The sequence below is a fragment of the Roseomonas sp. USHLN139 genome, assembly GCF_037145735.1.
In the GTDB taxonomy this organism is placed as follows: domain Bacteria; phylum Pseudomonadota; class Alphaproteobacteria; order Acetobacterales; family Acetobacteraceae; genus Pseudoroseomonas.
On the sequence record NZ_JBBCWY010000006.1, the window covers coordinates 27735 to 42813 of the forward strand.

The following is a 15079-nucleotide window of genomic DNA, read 5'->3' on the forward strand; positions in this document are numbered from 1 at the left end:
GGGCGGTGGCCGCGGCGGAGAAGGGCCGCATGGATGCCGATACCGCCGCCGCCGGCCTCGCCCCGGCCGACCGCCTCGCCGCGCTGCGCGCCGGGCAACTGGCGGGGCTCCGCGTGCTGCGGCTGCCCGGGCTCGGCCTGGCGCAGCTGCCGCCGGAGGTCCTCGCCCTCGCCCCCAGTCTTGAGGTTCTCGATCTCAGCGGCAACCGGCTGACCGATCTGCCGGCGGAGTGCGCGCGGCTCCTGCGGCTCAACGCGGTCTTCCTCTCCGGCAATCCGCTGCGGCGGCTGCCGCCGGTGCTGGGCGACTGCCCGGCGCTCGGCCAGATCGGCGCGCGCGGCTGCGGCATGGCGGAGGTGCCCGCCGAGGCGCTGCCCGCCGGCCTGCGCTGGCTGACCCTGACCGACAATGCCCTGGCCGCCTTGCCCGCCGCGCTGGGCGAGCGCGGCGGCCTGCAGAAGCTGCTGCTGGCCGGCAACCGGCTGCGGGCGCTGCCGGACAGCCTGGCCGGCGCGGCGCGGCTCGAGCTGCTGCGCCTCGCCGCCAATGCTCTCGAGGACCTGCCCGGCTGGCTGGAGGCGATGCCGGCGCTCGCCTGGCTCGGCTGGTCGGGCAATCCCTTCGAGGCGGGCGGGCCGGCGCCGGTGGCGCCGGTGATCCCCTGGGCGGCGCTGCGGCCCGGCCCGCTGCTCGGCGAGGGCGCCTCCGGCGAGGTCTTCGCCGCGGACTGGCGGCAGCCCGGCGGCGGCGAGCACCCGGTTGCCCTGAAGCTGTTCAAGGGCGCCATGACCAGCGACGGCCTACCGGAGCGCGAGATGGCCGCCTGCCTGGCGGCCGGCGCGCATCCGCAGCTGACCGGCGCGCTGGGCCGCATCGAGGGGCATCCGCAGCAGCGGGCCGGGCTGGTCATGCCGCGCCTGCCGGCGGGCTGGCAGGCGCTGGCTGCGCCGCCTTCGCTCGCCAGCTGCACGCGCGACGTCTGGCCGCAGGGACAGTGGCTCGCCCCCGAGGCCGGGCTGCATCTGGCCCGCGCCGCCGCCGCGGCCGCGGCGCATCTGCACGGGCGCGGCCTGCTGCATGGCGATTTCTACGCGCACAACCTGCTCTGGGACGGGGCGCGCGGCGCGGCGGTGCTCTCCGATTTCGGTGCCGCCAGCTTCCTGCCGGCCGGCCGGCCCGGCCTGGCGGGGCTGGAGAGCCGGGCGCTGGGCATCCTGCTGCAGGAGCTGGTCGCCGCCTGCCCGGCACTGGAAGCGCCCCTGGGCGGGCTGGCGGCGGCCTGCCTGAAGCCGGTGCCGGCGCGGCGGCCCCTGGCAGCGGCCGTGCTGGCGCAGATCCCGGAAGCGTGAGGCGACGCGGGCTTGATCCAGATCAAGGCGGATTAACTTTCCTTCATGTCATGACAGTCCGGTCGCCGCGTCGGGACCGCCCTTCGACGCCCGGCCGAGAGGGAGGAAAAAGATGTTCGTTCGCGATGTGATGACCCGCGATGCCATGACCGTGGGGCCGGACACCCCGGCGGTGACGCTGGCCCGGCTGTTCGCCGAGCGCGGGATCTCCGGCGTGCCGGTGGTGGACGAGGCGGGCCGGCTGCTCGGCATGGTGACCGAGGGCGACCTGATCCGGCGCCTGGCGGCCGAGGGCGAGGCGCCGCGCGGCTGGTTCCGCCGCCTGCTCGACTCGGCGACGCAGCAGGCCGAGCATTATGCCCGCACGCATGGCCGCACCGCCCGCGACCTGATGTCGACCGAGCTGGTGCACACCACCGAGCAGGCCAGCCTGGCCGAGGCGGCGGCGCTGCTCGAGTCCCGCCAGGTGCGGCGGCTGCCGGTACTGCGCGACGGCCGGCTGGTCGGCATCCTGTCGCGCGCCGACCTGATGCGCGCGGTGCTGGCCCCGCCCGAGGCGGCGGCGACGGCCAGCAGCGACCGCGAGATCCACCAGCGCCTGCGCGACGCCATGGCCGAACAGCCCTGGGCCGATTCCGCGCTGATCTTCGTCGATGTCAGTGGCGGCGTGGTCACCTTCCACGGTTTCAGCCGCGGCGAGGCCATCGGGCGGGGTCTGCGCGTGCTGGCCGAGGGCATTCCGGGGGTCAAGGCGGTGAAGCTGGACCTGGCGCCACGGCCGGCTTTCGTTCTCGACTGACGCGGCGGTAGCGGGGGGCGCCGCAGTAGTTTGACGGCGTTAAAATTTACACCGGATTTACATACGGCGCTGCCCCTTCTAGACCGGGCTTCCCCCCACCACCGATGGTGTCCGAGACATGCCCGACGACGCAACGCAGACGGATCTGCTGACCCTCACCGCCAAGATCGTTGCCGCCCATGCCGGGCACAACGCCGTCCCGGCGGGCGAGCTCCCGCTGCTGATCGAGCAGGTCTATCGCAGCCTGGCCGGGCTCGGCGCCGCCCCGGCGCAGCCCGTCGCCGAGGTCGCCGAGGTCGCCGAGCGGCCGCAGCCGGCGGTGCCGATCAAGAAGTCGGTGATGCCGGAATATCTGGTCTGCCTGGAGGACGGGAAGAAGCTGAAGATGCTGAAGCGGCATCTGCAGACCGCCTATGGCATGACCCCGGCGCAGTATCGTGAGCGCTGGAACCTGCCGGCCGACTATCCCATGGTGGCGCCGGACTATGCCGCCAAGCGTTCCTCGCTGGCCAAGCAGATCGGCCTCGGCAAGGGCACCGGCGGCCGCACCCGCGCCGCCTGAGGCCGCGCGGGCCCGGGCGGGATGCACCCGCCCGGGTTCCCTCAGTTCACCGCCGGGCGGCCCAGGCTGCTGCGATGGCCGGTGCTGGCGGCCAGCCGCCCGGCCAGGCGGTGGCGCGCCTCGGCGCCGCCCTGGCGCAGCGCGGTGAGCTCCGCCGCCTTCAGCAGCACCACCGGCACCATCCGCACCGGCGACAGCGGCATGTCCGCGATCAGTGTCGGGAAGTCGGGTTCCGGCCCGCCGAGCAGCAGGCCCAGCGCGTCATCCTCGGTGACGAAGCCCGGCGGCAGCTGGTCGGGCAGGCTGCGCGCCCGGCTGACGCCTGGCAGCTCCATCGACAGCACGCCATGCCGCTCCAGCTGGGGCAGGATGCCGCCCGCCCCGGCGACGGTGCCGGCGACATGGCTCAGCAGCTCGAAGGCCCAGGAGCGGCTGAGGCCGCTGACATCGCCCGGCAGGCCGGCGAATTCGGCGGCGATGTCGCCGGTCTCCAGGAACAGCTCCAGGCCGAAGCCGTTGCCGGCGCCCTGGACCCCGTCGAAGGGATCGGACAGCCCGTCGGTCGCCAGCACCAGCGCGTGGCCACGCCGCACCACGCGATAGGCCTGGCGCGTCGAGGGCCAGGCCGGGCCGCCGGTGAAGGATGGGCTGATCAGGGGGGTCAGCACGTCGTCCTCGACCTGGCCCACCGCCTGCCAGAAGGCGTGGCGGCGGTCGCAGCCGGCCTGGAAGGCGGCGGCATCCGCCTCCTCCCGGAGCGGGGCGGCGACCGGCGCCTCGGCCGGCGCGGCGGCCGAAGGAGGGATCGCCGGGGGAATGCTCGGGGGGGGCGCCGCCTGGGGCGGCGCGGCGCCGGCGGGCGGACCCGCGGCCGGCGCCTGCAGCCCAAGCCTTTCCCGCAGCCATGTCAGCAGACCCACCGGCAGCCTCCTTGCTCCATGCTGGCCTCGCTGATGCCCGATCCGGCCGCGCCCGCCCAGTCCCCGTCCAGCCCCCGCCCCGTCAAAGCCGCTTGTGCCCTGCGGGTGGCAGCGATATAGCCGATCGGGAACAACGTGCGGAGCCCGCCCGATGCGCCGTCGCCCCCTGCTCGCCGCCGCCGCCGCAGCCGCCGCCGGGGCGCTGTCCGGCGTCCGGCCGCTGCGCGCCCAGGGCCGTCCTCCGGCCGGTGCCGAAGGTCCGACGGTCTTCGCCGCCGCCAGCCTGACCGATGCCCTGCGCGCGCTGGCCGAGCAGTGGCGCGCTCAGGGCCATCCGGCGCCCCGGCTGAGCTTCGCCGCCTCCTCGGCGCTGGCCCGGCAGATCGAGCAGGGCGCGCCGGCCGATCTCTTCGCCTCGGCCGACGAGCCCTGGATGGATTATGTCCAGCAGCGCGGCCTGATCGTCGAGGCGAGCCGCAGCAGCCCGCTGGCCAATGCGCTGGTGCTGATCGCCCCGGCCGACCGCCCGGTGCCGGCCATCACCCTCGACCGCACGACCGACCTCGCCGCCGTGCTCGGCGCCAACGGGCGGCTGGCCACCGGCGATCCCGCGCATGTGCCGGTCGGCCGCTATGCCGAGGCGGCGCTGACCTGGATGGGGCAGTGGCCGGCGCTGGCGCCGCGGCTGGCGCGCGCCGACAATGTCCGCGCCGCCCTGCTGCTGGTCGAGCGCGGCGAGGCGCCGCTCGGCATCGTCTATGCCACCGACGCCGCCGCCTCGCGCGGCGTGCGCGTGGTCGCCAGCTTCCCGGCCGGCAGCCACCCGCCGGTGACCTATCCCTTCGCCCTGACCCGGCGCGCCGCCGAAAATCCGGCGGCGCGCGGCTTCCTGGCCTTCCTGACCGGGCCAGAGGCGGCCGCGACCTATCGCCGCCTGGGCTTCACCTGGCGCGCGCCCTGAGATGATCGAGGCCGCGAGATGATCGAGGCCGCGACCGGCTGGCTGACGGCCGAGGAGTGGCAGGCGGTGCGGCTCAGCCTCGGCGTCGCGCTGCGCTCGGTGGTGTTCGGCCTGCCGCCGGCGGTGCTGGTGGCCTGGCTGCTGGCGCGCCGCCGCTTTCCCGGCCGGGCGCTGCTGGATGCGCTGGTGCACCTGCCGCTGGTCATGCCGCCGGTGGTGGTCGGCTGGCTGCTGCTGGTGACCTTCGGGGTACGCGGCCCGGTCGGCAGCCTGCTCGACGACTGGTTCGGCCTGCGGCTGGTCTTCACCACCGGCGGCGCCGCGCTGGCCACCGCGGTGATGTCCTTCCCGCTGATCGTGCGCGCCGTGCGGCTCAGCCTGGAGACGGTCGACCAGGGGCTGGAGGAGGCCGCCCGCAGCCTCGGCGCCGGGCCGCTCGACCGCTTCGTCAGCATCACCCTGCCGCTGATCTCGCCGGGCATTCTCTCCGGGGCGATCACCGCCTTCGCCGCCGGGCTCGGCGAGTTCGGCGCGGTGATCACCTTCGCCTCCAACATCCCCGGCGAGACCCAGACCCTGCCGCTGGCGATCTATGCCGCCACGCAGACGCCGGGCGGCGAGGCGACGGCGGCGCGGCTGGCCGCCGTCTCCTTCGCGCTGGCGGTCGGCGGGCTGCTGCTGGCCGAGCTGGTGTCGCGCCGGATGCAGCGCCTGCTCGGGCGCGAGCGCGGCTGATGCTGGAGGTCGCGCTGCGCCACCGCTTCCCCGGCTTCGCGCTGGACGCCGCCTTCACCGCGCCGACCCCCGGCGTCACCGCGATCTTCGGCCCCTCGGGCTGCGGCAAGTCGACCGTGCTGGCCGCCATCGCCGGGCTGCTGCGGCCCGATCACGGCCGCATCGCGCTGGACGGCGTCGCGCTGTTCGATGCCGCGGCCCGCATCGCCGTGCCGCCCGAGCGGCGGCGCTGCGGCGTGGTCTTCCAGGATTCGCGGCTGTTCCCGCATCTCTCGGTCGAGGGCAACCTGCGCTTCGGGCTGCGCCGCGCGCCGCGCGGGGCCGAGGGCCCGGATTTCGAGGAGGTGGTCGCCCTCCTCGGCATCGGCGCGCTGCTCGGCCGCCGGCCGGCGGCGCTGTCGGGCGGCGAGAAGCAGCGCGTGGCGCTCGGCCGCGCCCTGCTGGCGCGCCCGGCGCTGCTGCTGATGGACGAGCCGCTGGCGGCGCTCGACGCCGCGCGCAAGGCCGAGCTGCTGCCCTATCTGGCGCGGCTGCGGCACCGGCTGCGCATCCCGCTGCTCTACGTCACCCATGCGCTGGACGAGGTCGACCGCCTGGCCGACACGCTGGTGCTGATGCAGGCCGGCCGCGTGCTGGCGGCCGGGCCGCTGGAGGCGCTGTCGGCGCGCACCGACCTGCCCCTGCTGGCCGGGCGGCAGGATGCCGGCGTGGTGCTGTCCTGCCGCGTCGCCGGGCCGGCGCCGGGCGGGCTGACGCGGCTGGATTTCGCCGGCGGCAGCCTGCTGGTGCCCCAGGCGGCACCCCAACCGGCGCCCGGCGAGATGGTGCGGCTGCGCCTGCAGGCGCGCGACATCGCCGTCGCCACCGTGGCGCCGCAGGGGATCTCGGTGCAGAACGTGCTGCCCGCCCGGCTGCAGGCGATCGAGCCCGGCGGCGCGCAGGACGTCCTGCTGCGGCTGGCGGTCGGAGAGAGCACGCTGCTGAGCCGGGTGACGGTGGAGGCGGTGGCGCGGCTCGGCCTGGTCCCCGGCCTGCCGGTCTGGGCGCTGATCAAGGCCGTCGCCTTCGTCGCGGCCGGGAGCGCGGAAGGCAGCGCGGCGGCGCGCGGCGCCGGCTGACCGTTTCAGGAGCGGAGCGCGCTGCCGGACGGCTCCGGGCTGCGGGCCGGCTCGGCCTCGTTCAGCACGGCGGCGAGCGGCAGGACGATGTCGACGACCAGGCCGCCCGGCTCCCAGTGCCAGGCCACCGACCCGCCGAGCTGCCGGCGCGCGGTGGCGGCGATCACCCGCGAGCCGAAGCCCTGCCGCGACGGCACGCCGGCCGGCGGGCCGCCGCTCTCCGCCCAGCGCAGCAGCAGGCTCGGCCGCGGCGCGGCGGCGTCGATCCGCCAGGTCACCGCGACGCGGCCGCCCGGCACGGAGAGCGCGCCGTATTTCGCCGCATTGGTCGCCAGCTCGTGCACCAGGATGGCGACCGGCTGGCCCGCCCGGGCGGCGATCATCACCGACGGCCCCTCGAACTGGACGGCCAGGCCCTCGGCCGGCCGGTGCGGCGACAGCTCGACCGCCAGCAGGTCGCGCAGCTCGGTCGCCGCCCAGCCATGCTGCGCCAGCAGGCTGTGGGTACGGGCCAGGGCGGCGACCCGCTGCTCGACGGCGGCGCGGAACAGCGCCGGCTCGCCGGCCGGGGTGAGGCGCAGGATCGACTGCACCACGGCCAGGGCGTTCTTCGCCCGGTGGTCGACCTCGCGCACCAGCAGGCGCTGCTGCTCCTCGGTCCATTTGCGCGCGGTGATGTCGCGCATGGTGGCGGTCAGGCCGCGCCGCCCGTCGGCGCCCTGCCAGGCCGCGACCGCCAGCTCGAGCGGGAAGAGGGTGCCATCCCGGCGCTGCCCGACCACCTCGCGGCGGCCGCCGGCCTCCCCGGCCGGGTCGCCGGCCTGCCGCAGGACGTCCTGGTCGCCGGCGAAGAGGGCGGCGGCCGCCTGCCCGGCCATCTCCCCCTCCGCATAGCCGAAGATCGCCTCGGCGGCGCGGTTGAGCGAGAGGACCGTGCCCGCCTCGTCGATCACCACGATGGCGTCGGCGGCGGTGTCGAGGACGGCGCGCAGCCGGGCCTCGCCCAGCGCGATGTCGGCGAGCCGCGCGCGGAGCGCCGCATGGGCCTGCTGCGCCGCCGCGCGCAGGCGCTCGAACTCGGCCACGCCGGAGGGGCGGCCGCTCTCGCCGACCCGCTCGCCGCCGCTGGTGGCGATCGCCTCCGCCTGCCGGGTCAGGTCGCGCACCGGCCGCAGGATGAAGCGGCCGATGCCATAGGTGGTTAGCAGCGCCAGGCCGAGCGCCGCCAGCCCGCCATAGAGCAGGGCGCGCGTCGGCCGCCACACCGCCTCCTGCTGGGCGGCGAGCGGCTCGCCGACGACGACCATCCAGCCGGGCGCGCTGGCGAGGCGGTGGAAGGCGATGATCACCTCCTCCTCCAGCCGGTTGGTGCCGCGCAGCAGGCCGGTCTGCTGCCCCGCCGTGCCCGCCGCGATCCAGGGCGAGATCTCCTGCCCGGCCACCCGGTCGTAGTCGCGCGAGCGGGCGACGATGATGTTGCGGCTGTCGATCACCGTGGCGAAGGAGCCGCCGCGCGCCTGCGCGGTCAGCAGGGTGGAGAGGCGATCCGGCTCGAGCCCCATGCCGAGCGCGCGGATGACCTGGCCGTTCCGCATCACCGGCGCGAAGATGGCGCCGGTCGGGCGGCGCAGCATGCTGCCCTGGGCGAAGCCGCCGACCGCCGGCCGGCCGGTGGCGAAGACGCGCGGCAGCGGCGCGTCGGCCTCGGGCAGCCGCAGCCCGCGGCCCATCGGCGTCCCCGCCGGCACGCCGGTATGGGCCAGCGTCCGGAACTCGGGCGGCGGGCCGATCACCCGCAGCCAGGTTCCCAGGGAATCGGCCAGTTCCTTGGCGCGCTGGCTGAATTCGACGATGTCGGCCTCGGTCGCCTCCGCATCCATCCGCCGCGAGGTGGCCAGGCCGGTCAGGATCGAGACATGCGAGGCGATCTCGGCGTCCAGCGCCAGCGCCAGGGTGCGCGCATTGCTGCGCAGGCCGACCTCGAAAGCGGTGCGCTGGCCGTCCAGCGCCGTCTTCAGCGAGGCGGCGCCGACCGTCAGCGCCGGCAGCAGGGCGGCGGCGGCGAGCAGGCCGAGACAGGTTCTCAGGCTGAGGCGGAGGCGGCTGGTCGGCTGGCGCTCCGGCTGATCCGCACTGTCTGGCATTTCAGCCCTTCGCTCTCCGCTGAGCGTGCACCGTGCGCCCTGCGGGAGAGAGAACCCCTGCCCTCGGCTCGATAGGAAGATACGAATATCATATGATCAAGCGACTCACCACGGCGCAAGTTTCCCGGGGGATCGTCTCATTTCCTGTTCCGTGTCTCCCATGAAGGGCGGCGGGCGATGCGGAACCGTCTTGATGCATCGCCCCCCAAGGCATAGCCTGGCGGCATGTCCCGCGAGGCCGCCCCTGCCGCCCTGCCGCGTCCCGCGCCGGACCTCACCGACCGCGCCTATTGGGCGGGGACCATCAAGATGGCGCTCAGCCGGTTCTTCGTCCTCCAGGTGCTGCATGACGGGCCGGCGCATGGCTACGACATCGCCCGCGCCGTGGAGCGCACCACCCGCGGCTGCTGCTCGCCCTCGGAGGGCGCCCTCTATCCGACGCTGCGCGAATTCGAGCAGGGCGGCTACGTCACCGGCGCCGCCGAGATCGTCTCCGGCCGGGAGCGCAAGGTCTATACGCTGACCGACAAGGGCCGCGAGGCCTTCCGGACCGGCCTGGCCGCCTGGATGGAAGCGACCGCCACCCTGGCCGAGACCGACCGCAGCGCCGCCGCCCGCGGCCGCGCAGGCGGGGCCTGCGGATGCTGAGCGGCGCCGCGCCCCGATGCTGCGCCTGGCGCGGCCCTGTCCGGGCGGCCGGGCGATGACCGGCGGCCCCGCCGCGGCGCCGCCACGCCGGCTGCGGGTGGTCTCGGCCATCGGTATCGGCCAGATCCTGGCCTGGGGCTCCTCCTACTACCTGCTGGCCGTCCTCGCCGGGCCGATCGCCGCGGATACCGGCTGGCCGCTGACCTGGATCATGGGCGCCCTCTCCCTCGGCATGCTGGTCTCCGGCCTGGTCTCGCCGCGCATCGGCCACCTCATCGACCGGCGCGGCGGCCGGCCGGTGCTGGCCGCCAGCGCCGCCCTGCTCTGCGCCGGCCTGCTGCTGCTCGGCCTGGCGCCGAGCCTGCCGGTCTTCGTGCTGGCCTGGGTGGTGCTCGGGCTGGCGATGGGCGCCGGGCTCTACGATCCCGCCTTCTCGACGCTGGGCCGGCTCTATGGCGAGCAGGCGCGGCCGGCGATTACCCATGTCACCCTGTTCGGCGGCTTCGCCAGCACCGTCTGCTGGCCGCTGAGCGCCTTCCTGGTCGAGCATCTCGGCTGGCGCGGCGCCTGCCTGAGCTATGCGGCGATCCACCTGGCGGTGGTGCTGCCGCTCTACCTGGCCGGCATCCCGCGCGAGGCGGCCAGGCCCGCGCCGGCGCCGCAGGCCGCCGCGCCGCGGAGCCGGCGGCAGCCCGGCCCGGGCAGCGCCTTCCTGCTGCTGGCGGCCGGCTTCACCCTGGCGGCGGTAATCATGACCGTGGTCTCGGTCCACCTGCTGACCCTGCTGCAGTCGCAGGGGCTGCCGCTGGCCATGGCGGTGGCGCTGGGCACGCTGATCGGCCCCGCCCAGGTCGGCGCGCGGCTGCTGGAAATGGTCTTCGGCCAGCGGGCGCATCCGATCTGGAGCCTGCTTGCCTCGACCGTGCTGGTGGCGGCCGGCCTCGGGATGCTGGCCGCCGCCGGGCTGGTGGCGCCGGGCGTCGCCGCCGCCGGCATCGTCCTCTACGGCATGGGCAGCGGCATCCGCTCCATCGCCCGCGGCACGGTGCCCCTCGCCCTGTTCGGCCGCGAGGGCTACGCGGTGCTGATGGGGCGCATCGCCATGCCGACCCTCATCGCCCAGGCGGCCTCGCCCTTCCTGGGCGCCTGGCTGCTGGACGGGCTCGGCGCCGCCGCCACGCTGGGCGTGCTGGGCGGCGGCGCCCTGCTCAACATCCTGCTGGTGGCGGCCCTGCTGCCGGCGGCGCGCCGGGGCCGGGCGACGGGGTAGTTACGGGACTGGCCACGGGTGGGGCGACGGCGCCGGACAGGCTGGCCAGGTCCGCCCGCGCCTGGCCTTCCGCCCGCTCCTTGCGCTCGCTGTAGCGGTCGGTCAGCTGGCCGGCGACGCCCCGCGTCAGCAGGGTGAACTTCACCAGCTCCTCCATGACATCGACCACGCGGTCATAGAGCGGGCCCGGCAGCATGCGCCCCGCCGCGTCGAACTGTTCATAGGCCCGGGGCACCGAGGACTGGTTGGGGATGGTGATCATCCGCATCCAGCGGCCGAGCAGGCGCAGGGTATTGACCGCGTTGAAGCTCTGCGAGCCGCCGGAGACCTGCATCACCGCCAGGGTGCGCCCCTGGGTCGGCCGCAGCCCGCGGCTCTCCAGCGGCAGCCAGTCGATCTGGTTCTTCAGGATGCCGGTGACGGCGCCGTGCCGCTCCGGGCTGCACCAGACCTGCCCCTCGGACCACAGCGACGCCTCGCGCAGCGCGGCGACGCGGGGATGCCCGTCCGGCACGCTGTCCGCGAGCGGCAGGTCGCGCGGATCGAAGACCCGCGTCTCGGCGCCGAGATGGCGCAGGATGCGCTCGGCCTCCAGCGTCAGGAAACGGCTGTAGGAGCGCTCGCGCAGCGAGCCGTAGAGCAGCAGGATGCGCGGCGGGTGCGTGGCGCCGCCGGGGCCGAGGCGGGCGGGGTCGGGAAGCGGCAGGTGGTCGGCGGCCAGCTGGGGCAGCGAGGGATCGGGCTCGGCGCGCATCGGGGTCTCCCGGGGGTCAGGATGGGGGCTCGGGAGGGGCGGAGGAATCGCCGCGGCTCAGCCCGGCGCCACCACCGGCAGCCAGAGCGCCAGCGCGGCCAGCACCACCAGCAGCACCGGCGGCGTGATGACCAGGCCGACCTTCATGTACTGGCCCCAGCTGATGGTGGTGCCCTTGCGCGCCAGCACATGCAGCCAGAGCAGCGTCGCCAGGCTGCCGATCGGGGTGAGCTTCGGGCCGAGGTCGCAGCCGATGACATTGGCGTAGATCATCGCCTCGCGGATCGCCGGCGGGATGCCGGCGGCCTGCTCGATGGCCAGCGCCCCCACCAGCACGCCGGGCATGTTGTTCATCACCGAGGAGAGCAGCGCGGCACCGAGGCCGGTGCCCAGGGTGGCGGCCCAGAGCCCGTGCCCGGCAAGCCATTGCAGCGCCGCCGCCAGCTGGCCGGTCAGCCCGGCATTCCGCAGGCCATAGACCACGAGATACATGCCGAGCGAGAAGACGACGATCTGCCAGGGCGCCCCGCCGAGCACCTTGCGGACCGAGACCACGCGGCCGGCGCCGCCGCGGTGCCAGCGCCCGGCCAGCAGCAGCAGCAGCAGGGCGGCGGCGCCGGTCACGGCGGCGACCGGCACGCCGAGCGGCGCCAGCACGAAATAGGCCAGCAGCAGCAGCCCCAGCAGCGGGAAGGCGGCGCGGAACACCAGCGGATCGCGGATAGCGCTGCCCGGCGCCTCCAGCGCGTCCATCCGGTAGCGGGCGGGCAGCTGGCGGCCGTAATAGGCCCAGAGCACCGCCAGCGTCGCCGCCAGCGCCACCAGGTTCACCGGCACCATCACCGCGGCATAGCGGTCGAAGCCGATGCCGAAGTAGTTGGCCGAGACGATGTTGACCAGGTTGGAGATCACCAGCGGCAGGCTGGTGGTGTCGGCGACGAAGCCGCAGGCGATGATGAAGGCCAGGGTGGCGCCGGCCGGGAAGTCCAGCCGGAGCAGGATCGCCATGACGATCGGCGTCAGCAGCAGGGCGGCCCCGTCATTGGCGAAGAAGGCGGCGATGACGGCGCCGAGCAGCACCACCAGCGGGAACAGCCGGCGTCCCCGGCCGCCGCCCCAGCGCGCCACATGCAGCGCCGCCCACTGGAAGAACCCCGCCTCGTCGAGCAGCAGCGAGATGACGATCAGCGCCACGAAGGTGAAGGTGGCATCCCAGACGATTCCCCAGACCACCGGCACGTCGGCCCAGCCGACCACGCCGGTGAGCAGCGCCAGCGCGGCGCCCCCCATGGCGGACCAGCCGATGCCCAGGCCGCGCGGCTGCCAGATGACGAGGACCAGGGTGAGGACGAAGATGGCCAGGGCGGGCATGGGCAAGCACTCGCTGCGGGACGGTCGATGCGGCACCGGCCGCGCCGGCAGGGGGAGAAGGCGGGCGCGGTCAGCCGGGCCGGTGGCCCGCGCCGTCGACCACCGGCGTGCCGTCCTCCTTGGCGAAGGCGCCCTGCTGCGGCCGCGGCAGCAGCTCGAGCACCGCCTCGGAGGGGCGGCAGAGCCGCACGCCCAGGCGGGTCACCACCAGCGGCCGGTTGATCAGGACCGGGTGCTGCAGCATGGCCTCCACCAGGCGCTCATCGGGCAGCGCCGGGTCGTCCAGGCCGAGCTCGGCGCAGAGCGCCTCCTTCTGCCGCAGCAGCGCGCGCGGCGTCAGCCCGGCCCGCTGCAGCAGCTGCAGCAGCATCGCCCGCGAGGGCGGCGTCTTCAGGTACTCGACGACATGCGGCTCGAGGCCGGCATTGCGGATCATCGCCAGGACGTTGCGCGAGGTCCCGCAGGCGGGATTGTGATAGATGACGACATCGTCGGTCATGGGGCGGCCTTCTGCGGCGGACAACAGGGGAGCAGCGCGGCGATCAGCGGCGCGCAGAGCTCGGCGCGCCCGGCGCAGCAATCCTGCGCCAGGAACAGCATCATCGCGCGCAGGCGGTCCAGCTCGGCGCGGTAGAGGATGGCGCGGCCCTGGCGCGCCGGGCGCAGCAGCCCGGCCCGCGCCAGGATGGCGAGATGCGTCGACAGCGTGTTCTGCGGCACCGCCAGATGGCGGGCGATCTCGCCGGCGGGCAGGCCGGCGGGCTCGTGGCGCACCAGCAGGCGGAAGGTCTCCAGGCGCGTGGCCTGTGCCAGCGCGCCCAGGCAGGCGAGAGCCTCTTCGGAATCCATGTATCGAGAATAATCGATGGGAAGAGGCGGTCAAGCGCGGCGCGGCCCTGCCCGGCAGGCCGGCGGCGGTGCGGGGATGACCCCTCGGCGAAGGGCTGTTGACGCATAAAGATATCTTTATGCCAATTGACAGGAATGCCCCGGCTGGTTGAGATGGCGCGGCCGGGCCTCGCCCGACGCGCCGGGACAGCGCGGCGGGACGTGGCGGGACTGCCAAGACGGAGAGACGCATGTCCAACATGACCCGGGTGCCGCCGGTGCTGGAACGCTGGCTGGCCGGCGAGCGCCATGCGCCGCTGCCCGCCCGCGACGCGACGCAGCCGCTGCCGCTGCTGTCCTTCGAGTTCTTCCCGCCGCGCACCGAGGCGCTGGAGCAGCAGCTCTGGTCCTGCATCGGGCGGCTGGCGCCGCTGCGGCCGCGCTTCGTCTCGGTGACCTATGGCGCCGGCGGCACGACGCAGGCGCGCACCCATGCGACGGTGGCCCGGCTGGCGCGCGAGACCGACCTGGTGCCCGCTGCCCACCTGACCTGCGTCGGCGCCACGCGCGCGGCGATCGACGAGGTCGCGCGCGGCTACTGGGAGGCGGGGGTGCGCCATATCGTCGCGCTGCGCGGCGATGCGCCGGCCGGCACCGACTATGCCCCGCACCCGCAGGGCTATGCCTATGCCAGCGACCTGGTCGCGGGGCTCCGGCGGATCGGCGATTTCGAGATCTCGGTCGCCGCCTATCCGGAGGTGCATCCCGGCGCCGCCAGCGCCCAGGCCGATCTCGACAATCTGAAGCGCAAGCTGGATGCCGGGGCGACGCGCGCCATCACCCAGTATTTCTTCGATACCGGCAGCTATCTGCGCTTCCTCGACCGCTGCCTCGCCGCCGGCATCACCGCGCCGATCGTGCCGGGCATCATGCCGGTCTCCAATTTCGCGAACGCCAAGAAATTCTCGGCGATGTGCGGCACCCGCGTGCCGGGCTGGCTCGCCGATCTCTTCGAGGGCACCGACGATGCGCCGGAGATCCGCCGCATCGTCGCCAGCATCGTCGCCGCCGAGCAGGTGCGCACCCTGCAGGCCAACGGCATCGACGAGTTCCATTTCTACACGTTGAACCGGCCGGAACTCACTTTGGCCATCGCGCATGTGCTGGGCGTCAGGGCGCCGGCGCCGCCTCCGCCCGGGTGATGATGTCGGCAAACCGCTGACGCACGCGGGGGGGAAGGCTTTCGGGCACGGCGGCGGCCGAAGGCTTCTCCGTCCCCACCTGCACGAGCATCACCATGCCCATGGCGTAATGCGGGATGCACTGGATGCCGTAGAAGCCGGGCGTGGTGAAGGTGACCTCGATCTCCTCGTTGATGCGGCCGCGGAAGGTCGCCGCGCCCTCCGGCCAGAAGCCAGGGATCGTCGCCGCGTTGTGCGAGACGTTGGTGGCGATGAACTTCACCGTGTCGCCCGGCGCGATCCGCAGGTAGTCGGGCTCATAGACCATGCCACCAGTGTCGTTGCGGTTCAGCATGCGGACCTCGTGCGTCTCGGCCATCGCGGGACGGGCCAGCAGCAGGGTGGCGGCGAGCGCCAGCATCATTCGCATCGGGAACAG

At 74.6% G+C, this 15079-nt stretch carries 16 protein-coding genes; 9 read left to right on the forward strand and 7 right to left on the reverse strand.

Going from position 1 to position 15079, the window contains the following annotated elements; translation table 11 throughout:
• The first annotated feature begins 29 nt into the window (after positions 1-29).
• The 3 genes from WFI16_RS16850 to WFI16_RS16860 all read left to right on the forward strand — a co-directional run bounded on the left by WFI16_RS16850 (position 30) and on the right by WFI16_RS16860 (position 2710).
• Positions 30-1349, forward strand: coding sequence for a leucine-rich repeat-containing protein kinase family protein (locus WFI16_RS16850; protein ID WP_419898999.1), 1320 nt, complete (start codon positions 30-32; stop codon positions 1347-1349).
• 112 nt (positions 1350-1461) lie between these two features.
• Complete coding sequence (locus WFI16_RS16855; RefSeq protein WP_419899000.1) at positions 1462-2148, forward strand: CBS domain-containing protein; 687 nt, start codon at positions 1462-1464, stop codon at positions 2146-2148.
• 118 nt (positions 2149-2266) lie between these two features.
• On the forward strand, positions 2267-2710 hold the full coding sequence (locus WFI16_RS16860) for a MucR family transcriptional regulator (RefSeq protein ID WP_419899001.1): 444 nt from the start codon (positions 2267-2269) through the stop codon (positions 2708-2710).
• Positions 2711-2751: 41 nt separating this feature from the next.
• Here the strand turns inward: WFI16_RS16860 and WFI16_RS16865 are convergent, their stop codons facing one another.
• Entirely contained in the window at positions 2752-3630 is an 879-nt protein-coding gene (locus WFI16_RS16865) for a Suppressor of fused protein (SUFU) (RefSeq protein ID WP_419899002.1), read from the reverse strand.
• 151 nt (positions 3631-3781) lie between these two features.
• Between WFI16_RS16865 and modA the strand changes: the two genes are divergently transcribed.
• Genes modA through modC form a run of 3 tightly spaced genes read left to right on the forward strand, consistent with a single transcriptional unit; the run spans position 3782 to position 6444 of the window.
• Positions 3782-4591, forward strand: coding sequence for a molybdate ABC transporter substrate-binding protein (gene modA / locus WFI16_RS16870; protein ID WP_419899003.1), 810 nt, complete (start codon positions 3782-3784; stop codon positions 4589-4591).
• Between the two features lie 18 nt (positions 4592-4609).
• Positions 4610-5326, forward strand: coding sequence for a molybdate ABC transporter permease subunit (gene modB / locus WFI16_RS16875; RefSeq protein WP_419899004.1), 717 nt, complete (start codon positions 4610-4612; stop codon positions 5324-5326).
• Positions 5326-6444 carry a molybdenum ABC transporter ATP-binding protein gene (gene modC, locus WFI16_RS16880; protein ID WP_419899005.1) on the forward strand — a complete coding sequence of 373 codons (1119 nt, stop codon included), beginning with the start codon at positions 5326-5328 and terminating at the stop codon, positions 6442-6444. The genes modB and modC overlap by 1 nt, the downstream gene beginning before the upstream one ends.
• A gap of 5 nt (positions 6445-6449) precedes the next feature.
• On the opposite strand, the gene WFI16_RS16885 is transcribed toward modC, so the two are convergent.
• Complete coding sequence (locus tag WFI16_RS16885; RefSeq protein WP_419899006.1) at positions 6450-8588, reverse strand: PAS domain S-box protein; 2139 nt, start codon at positions 8586-8588, stop codon at positions 6450-6452.
• A gap of 225 nt (positions 8589-8813) precedes the next feature.
• Between WFI16_RS16885 and WFI16_RS16890 the strand changes: the two genes are divergently transcribed.
• A complete protein-coding gene (locus tag WFI16_RS16890; protein ID WP_419899007.1) occupies positions 8814-9236 on the forward strand; it encodes a PadR family transcriptional regulator in 423 nt (140 codons plus the stop codon).
• Positions 9237-9252: 16 nt separating this feature from the next.
• The gene (locus WFI16_RS16895; protein WP_419899008.1) at positions 9253-10506 is read left to right on the forward strand and encodes an MFS transporter; all 1254 of its coding nucleotides are present in this window, start codon (positions 9253-9255) and stop codon (positions 10504-10506) included.
• Here WFI16_RS16895 and arsH read toward each other — a convergent pair.
• From arsH to WFI16_RS16915, 4 genes are all read right to left on the reverse strand, one after another.
• A complete protein-coding gene (gene arsH / locus WFI16_RS16900; protein WP_419899009.1) occupies positions 10445-11260 on the reverse strand; it encodes an arsenical resistance protein ArsH in 816 nt (271 codons plus the stop codon). The genes WFI16_RS16895 and arsH overlap by 62 nt on opposite strands.
• Before the next feature lie 57 nt (positions 11261-11317).
• A complete protein-coding gene (locus WFI16_RS16905) occupies positions 11318-12631 on the reverse strand; it encodes an arsenic transporter (protein WP_419899010.1) in 1314 nt (437 codons plus the stop codon).
• Between the two features lie 70 nt (positions 12632-12701).
• Positions 12702-13130, reverse strand: a complete 429-nt coding sequence (arsC, locus tag WFI16_RS16910) for an arsenate reductase (glutaredoxin) (RefSeq protein ID WP_419899011.1) — start codon at positions 13128-13130, stop codon at positions 12702-12704.
• Positions 13127-13480: an ArsR/SmtB family transcription factor gene (locus WFI16_RS16915; protein WP_419899012.1), complete on the reverse strand. Its 354-nt coding sequence runs from the start codon at positions 13478-13480 to the stop codon at positions 13127-13129. The genes arsC and WFI16_RS16915 overlap by 4 nt, the downstream gene beginning before the upstream one ends.
• 239 nt (positions 13481-13719) lie before the next feature.
• Here WFI16_RS16915 and metF point away from each other — a divergent pair, with 239 nt between their 5' ends.
• A complete protein-coding gene (gene metF / locus WFI16_RS16920; protein WP_419899303.1) occupies positions 13720-14661 on the forward strand; it encodes a methylenetetrahydrofolate reductase [NAD(P)H] in 942 nt (313 codons plus the stop codon).
• On the opposite strand, the gene WFI16_RS16925 is transcribed toward metF, so the two are convergent.
• Positions 14630-15070 (reverse strand): pseudoazurin, encoded by a 441-nt coding sequence (locus tag WFI16_RS16925; RefSeq protein WP_419899013.1) that lies wholly within the window; start codon positions 15068-15070, stop codon positions 14630-14632. The genes metF and WFI16_RS16925 overlap by 32 nt on opposite strands.
• Positions 15071-15079 lie beyond the last annotated feature (9 nt).

Coding starts and splice junctions, on each gene's coding strand:
- WFI16_RS16850 (WP_419898999.1), top strand. CDS start 30: ATGGATGCCGATACCGCCGCCGCCGGCCTCGCCCCGGCCGACCGCCTC.
- WFI16_RS16855 (WP_419899000.1), top strand. CDS start 1,462: ATGTTCGTTCGCGATGTGATGACCCGCGATGCCATGACCGTGGGGCCG.
- WFI16_RS16860 (WP_419899001.1), top strand. CDS start 2,267: ATGCCCGACGACGCAACGCAGACGGATCTGCTGACCCTCACCGCCAAG.
- modA (WP_419899003.1), top strand. CDS start 3,782: ATGCGCCGTCGCCCCCTGCTCGCCGCCGCCGCCGCAGCCGCCGCCGGG.
- modB (WP_419899004.1), top strand. CDS start 4,610: ATGATCGAGGCCGCGACCGGCTGGCTGACGGCCGAGGAGTGGCAGGCG.
- modC (WP_419899005.1), top strand. CDS start 5,326: ATGCTGGAGGTCGCGCTGCGCCACCGCTTCCCCGGCTTCGCGCTGGAC.
- WFI16_RS16885 (WP_419899006.1), bottom strand. CDS start 8,588: ATGCCAGACAGTGCGGATCAGCCGGAGCGCCAGCCGACCAGCCGCCTC.
- WFI16_RS16890 (WP_419899007.1), top strand. CDS start 8,814: ATGTCCCGCGAGGCCGCCCCTGCCGCCCTGCCGCGTCCCGCGCCGGAC.
- WFI16_RS16895 (WP_419899008.1), top strand. CDS start 9,253: ATGCTGCGCCTGGCGCGGCCCTGTCCGGGCGGCCGGGCGATGACCGGC.
- arsH (WP_419899009.1), bottom strand. CDS start 11,260: ATGCGCGCCGAGCCCGATCCCTCGCTGCCCCAGCTGGCCGCCGACCAC.
- WFI16_RS16905 (WP_419899010.1), bottom strand. CDS start 12,631: ATGCCCGCCCTGGCCATCTTCGTCCTCACCCTGGTCCTCGTCATCTGG.
- arsC (WP_419899011.1), bottom strand. CDS start 13,130: ATGACCGACGATGTCGTCATCTATCACAATCCCGCCTGCGGGACCTCG.
- WFI16_RS16915 (WP_419899012.1), bottom strand. CDS start 13,480: ATGGATTCCGAAGAGGCTCTCGCCTGCCTGGGCGCGCTGGCACAGGCC.
- metF (WP_419899303.1), top strand. CDS start 13,720: ATGACCCGGGTGCCGCCGGTGCTGGAACGCTGGCTGGCCGGCGAGCGC.
- WFI16_RS16925 (WP_419899013.1), bottom strand. CDS start 15,070: ATGCGAATGATGCTGGCGCTCGCCGCCACCCTGCTGCTGGCCCGTCCC.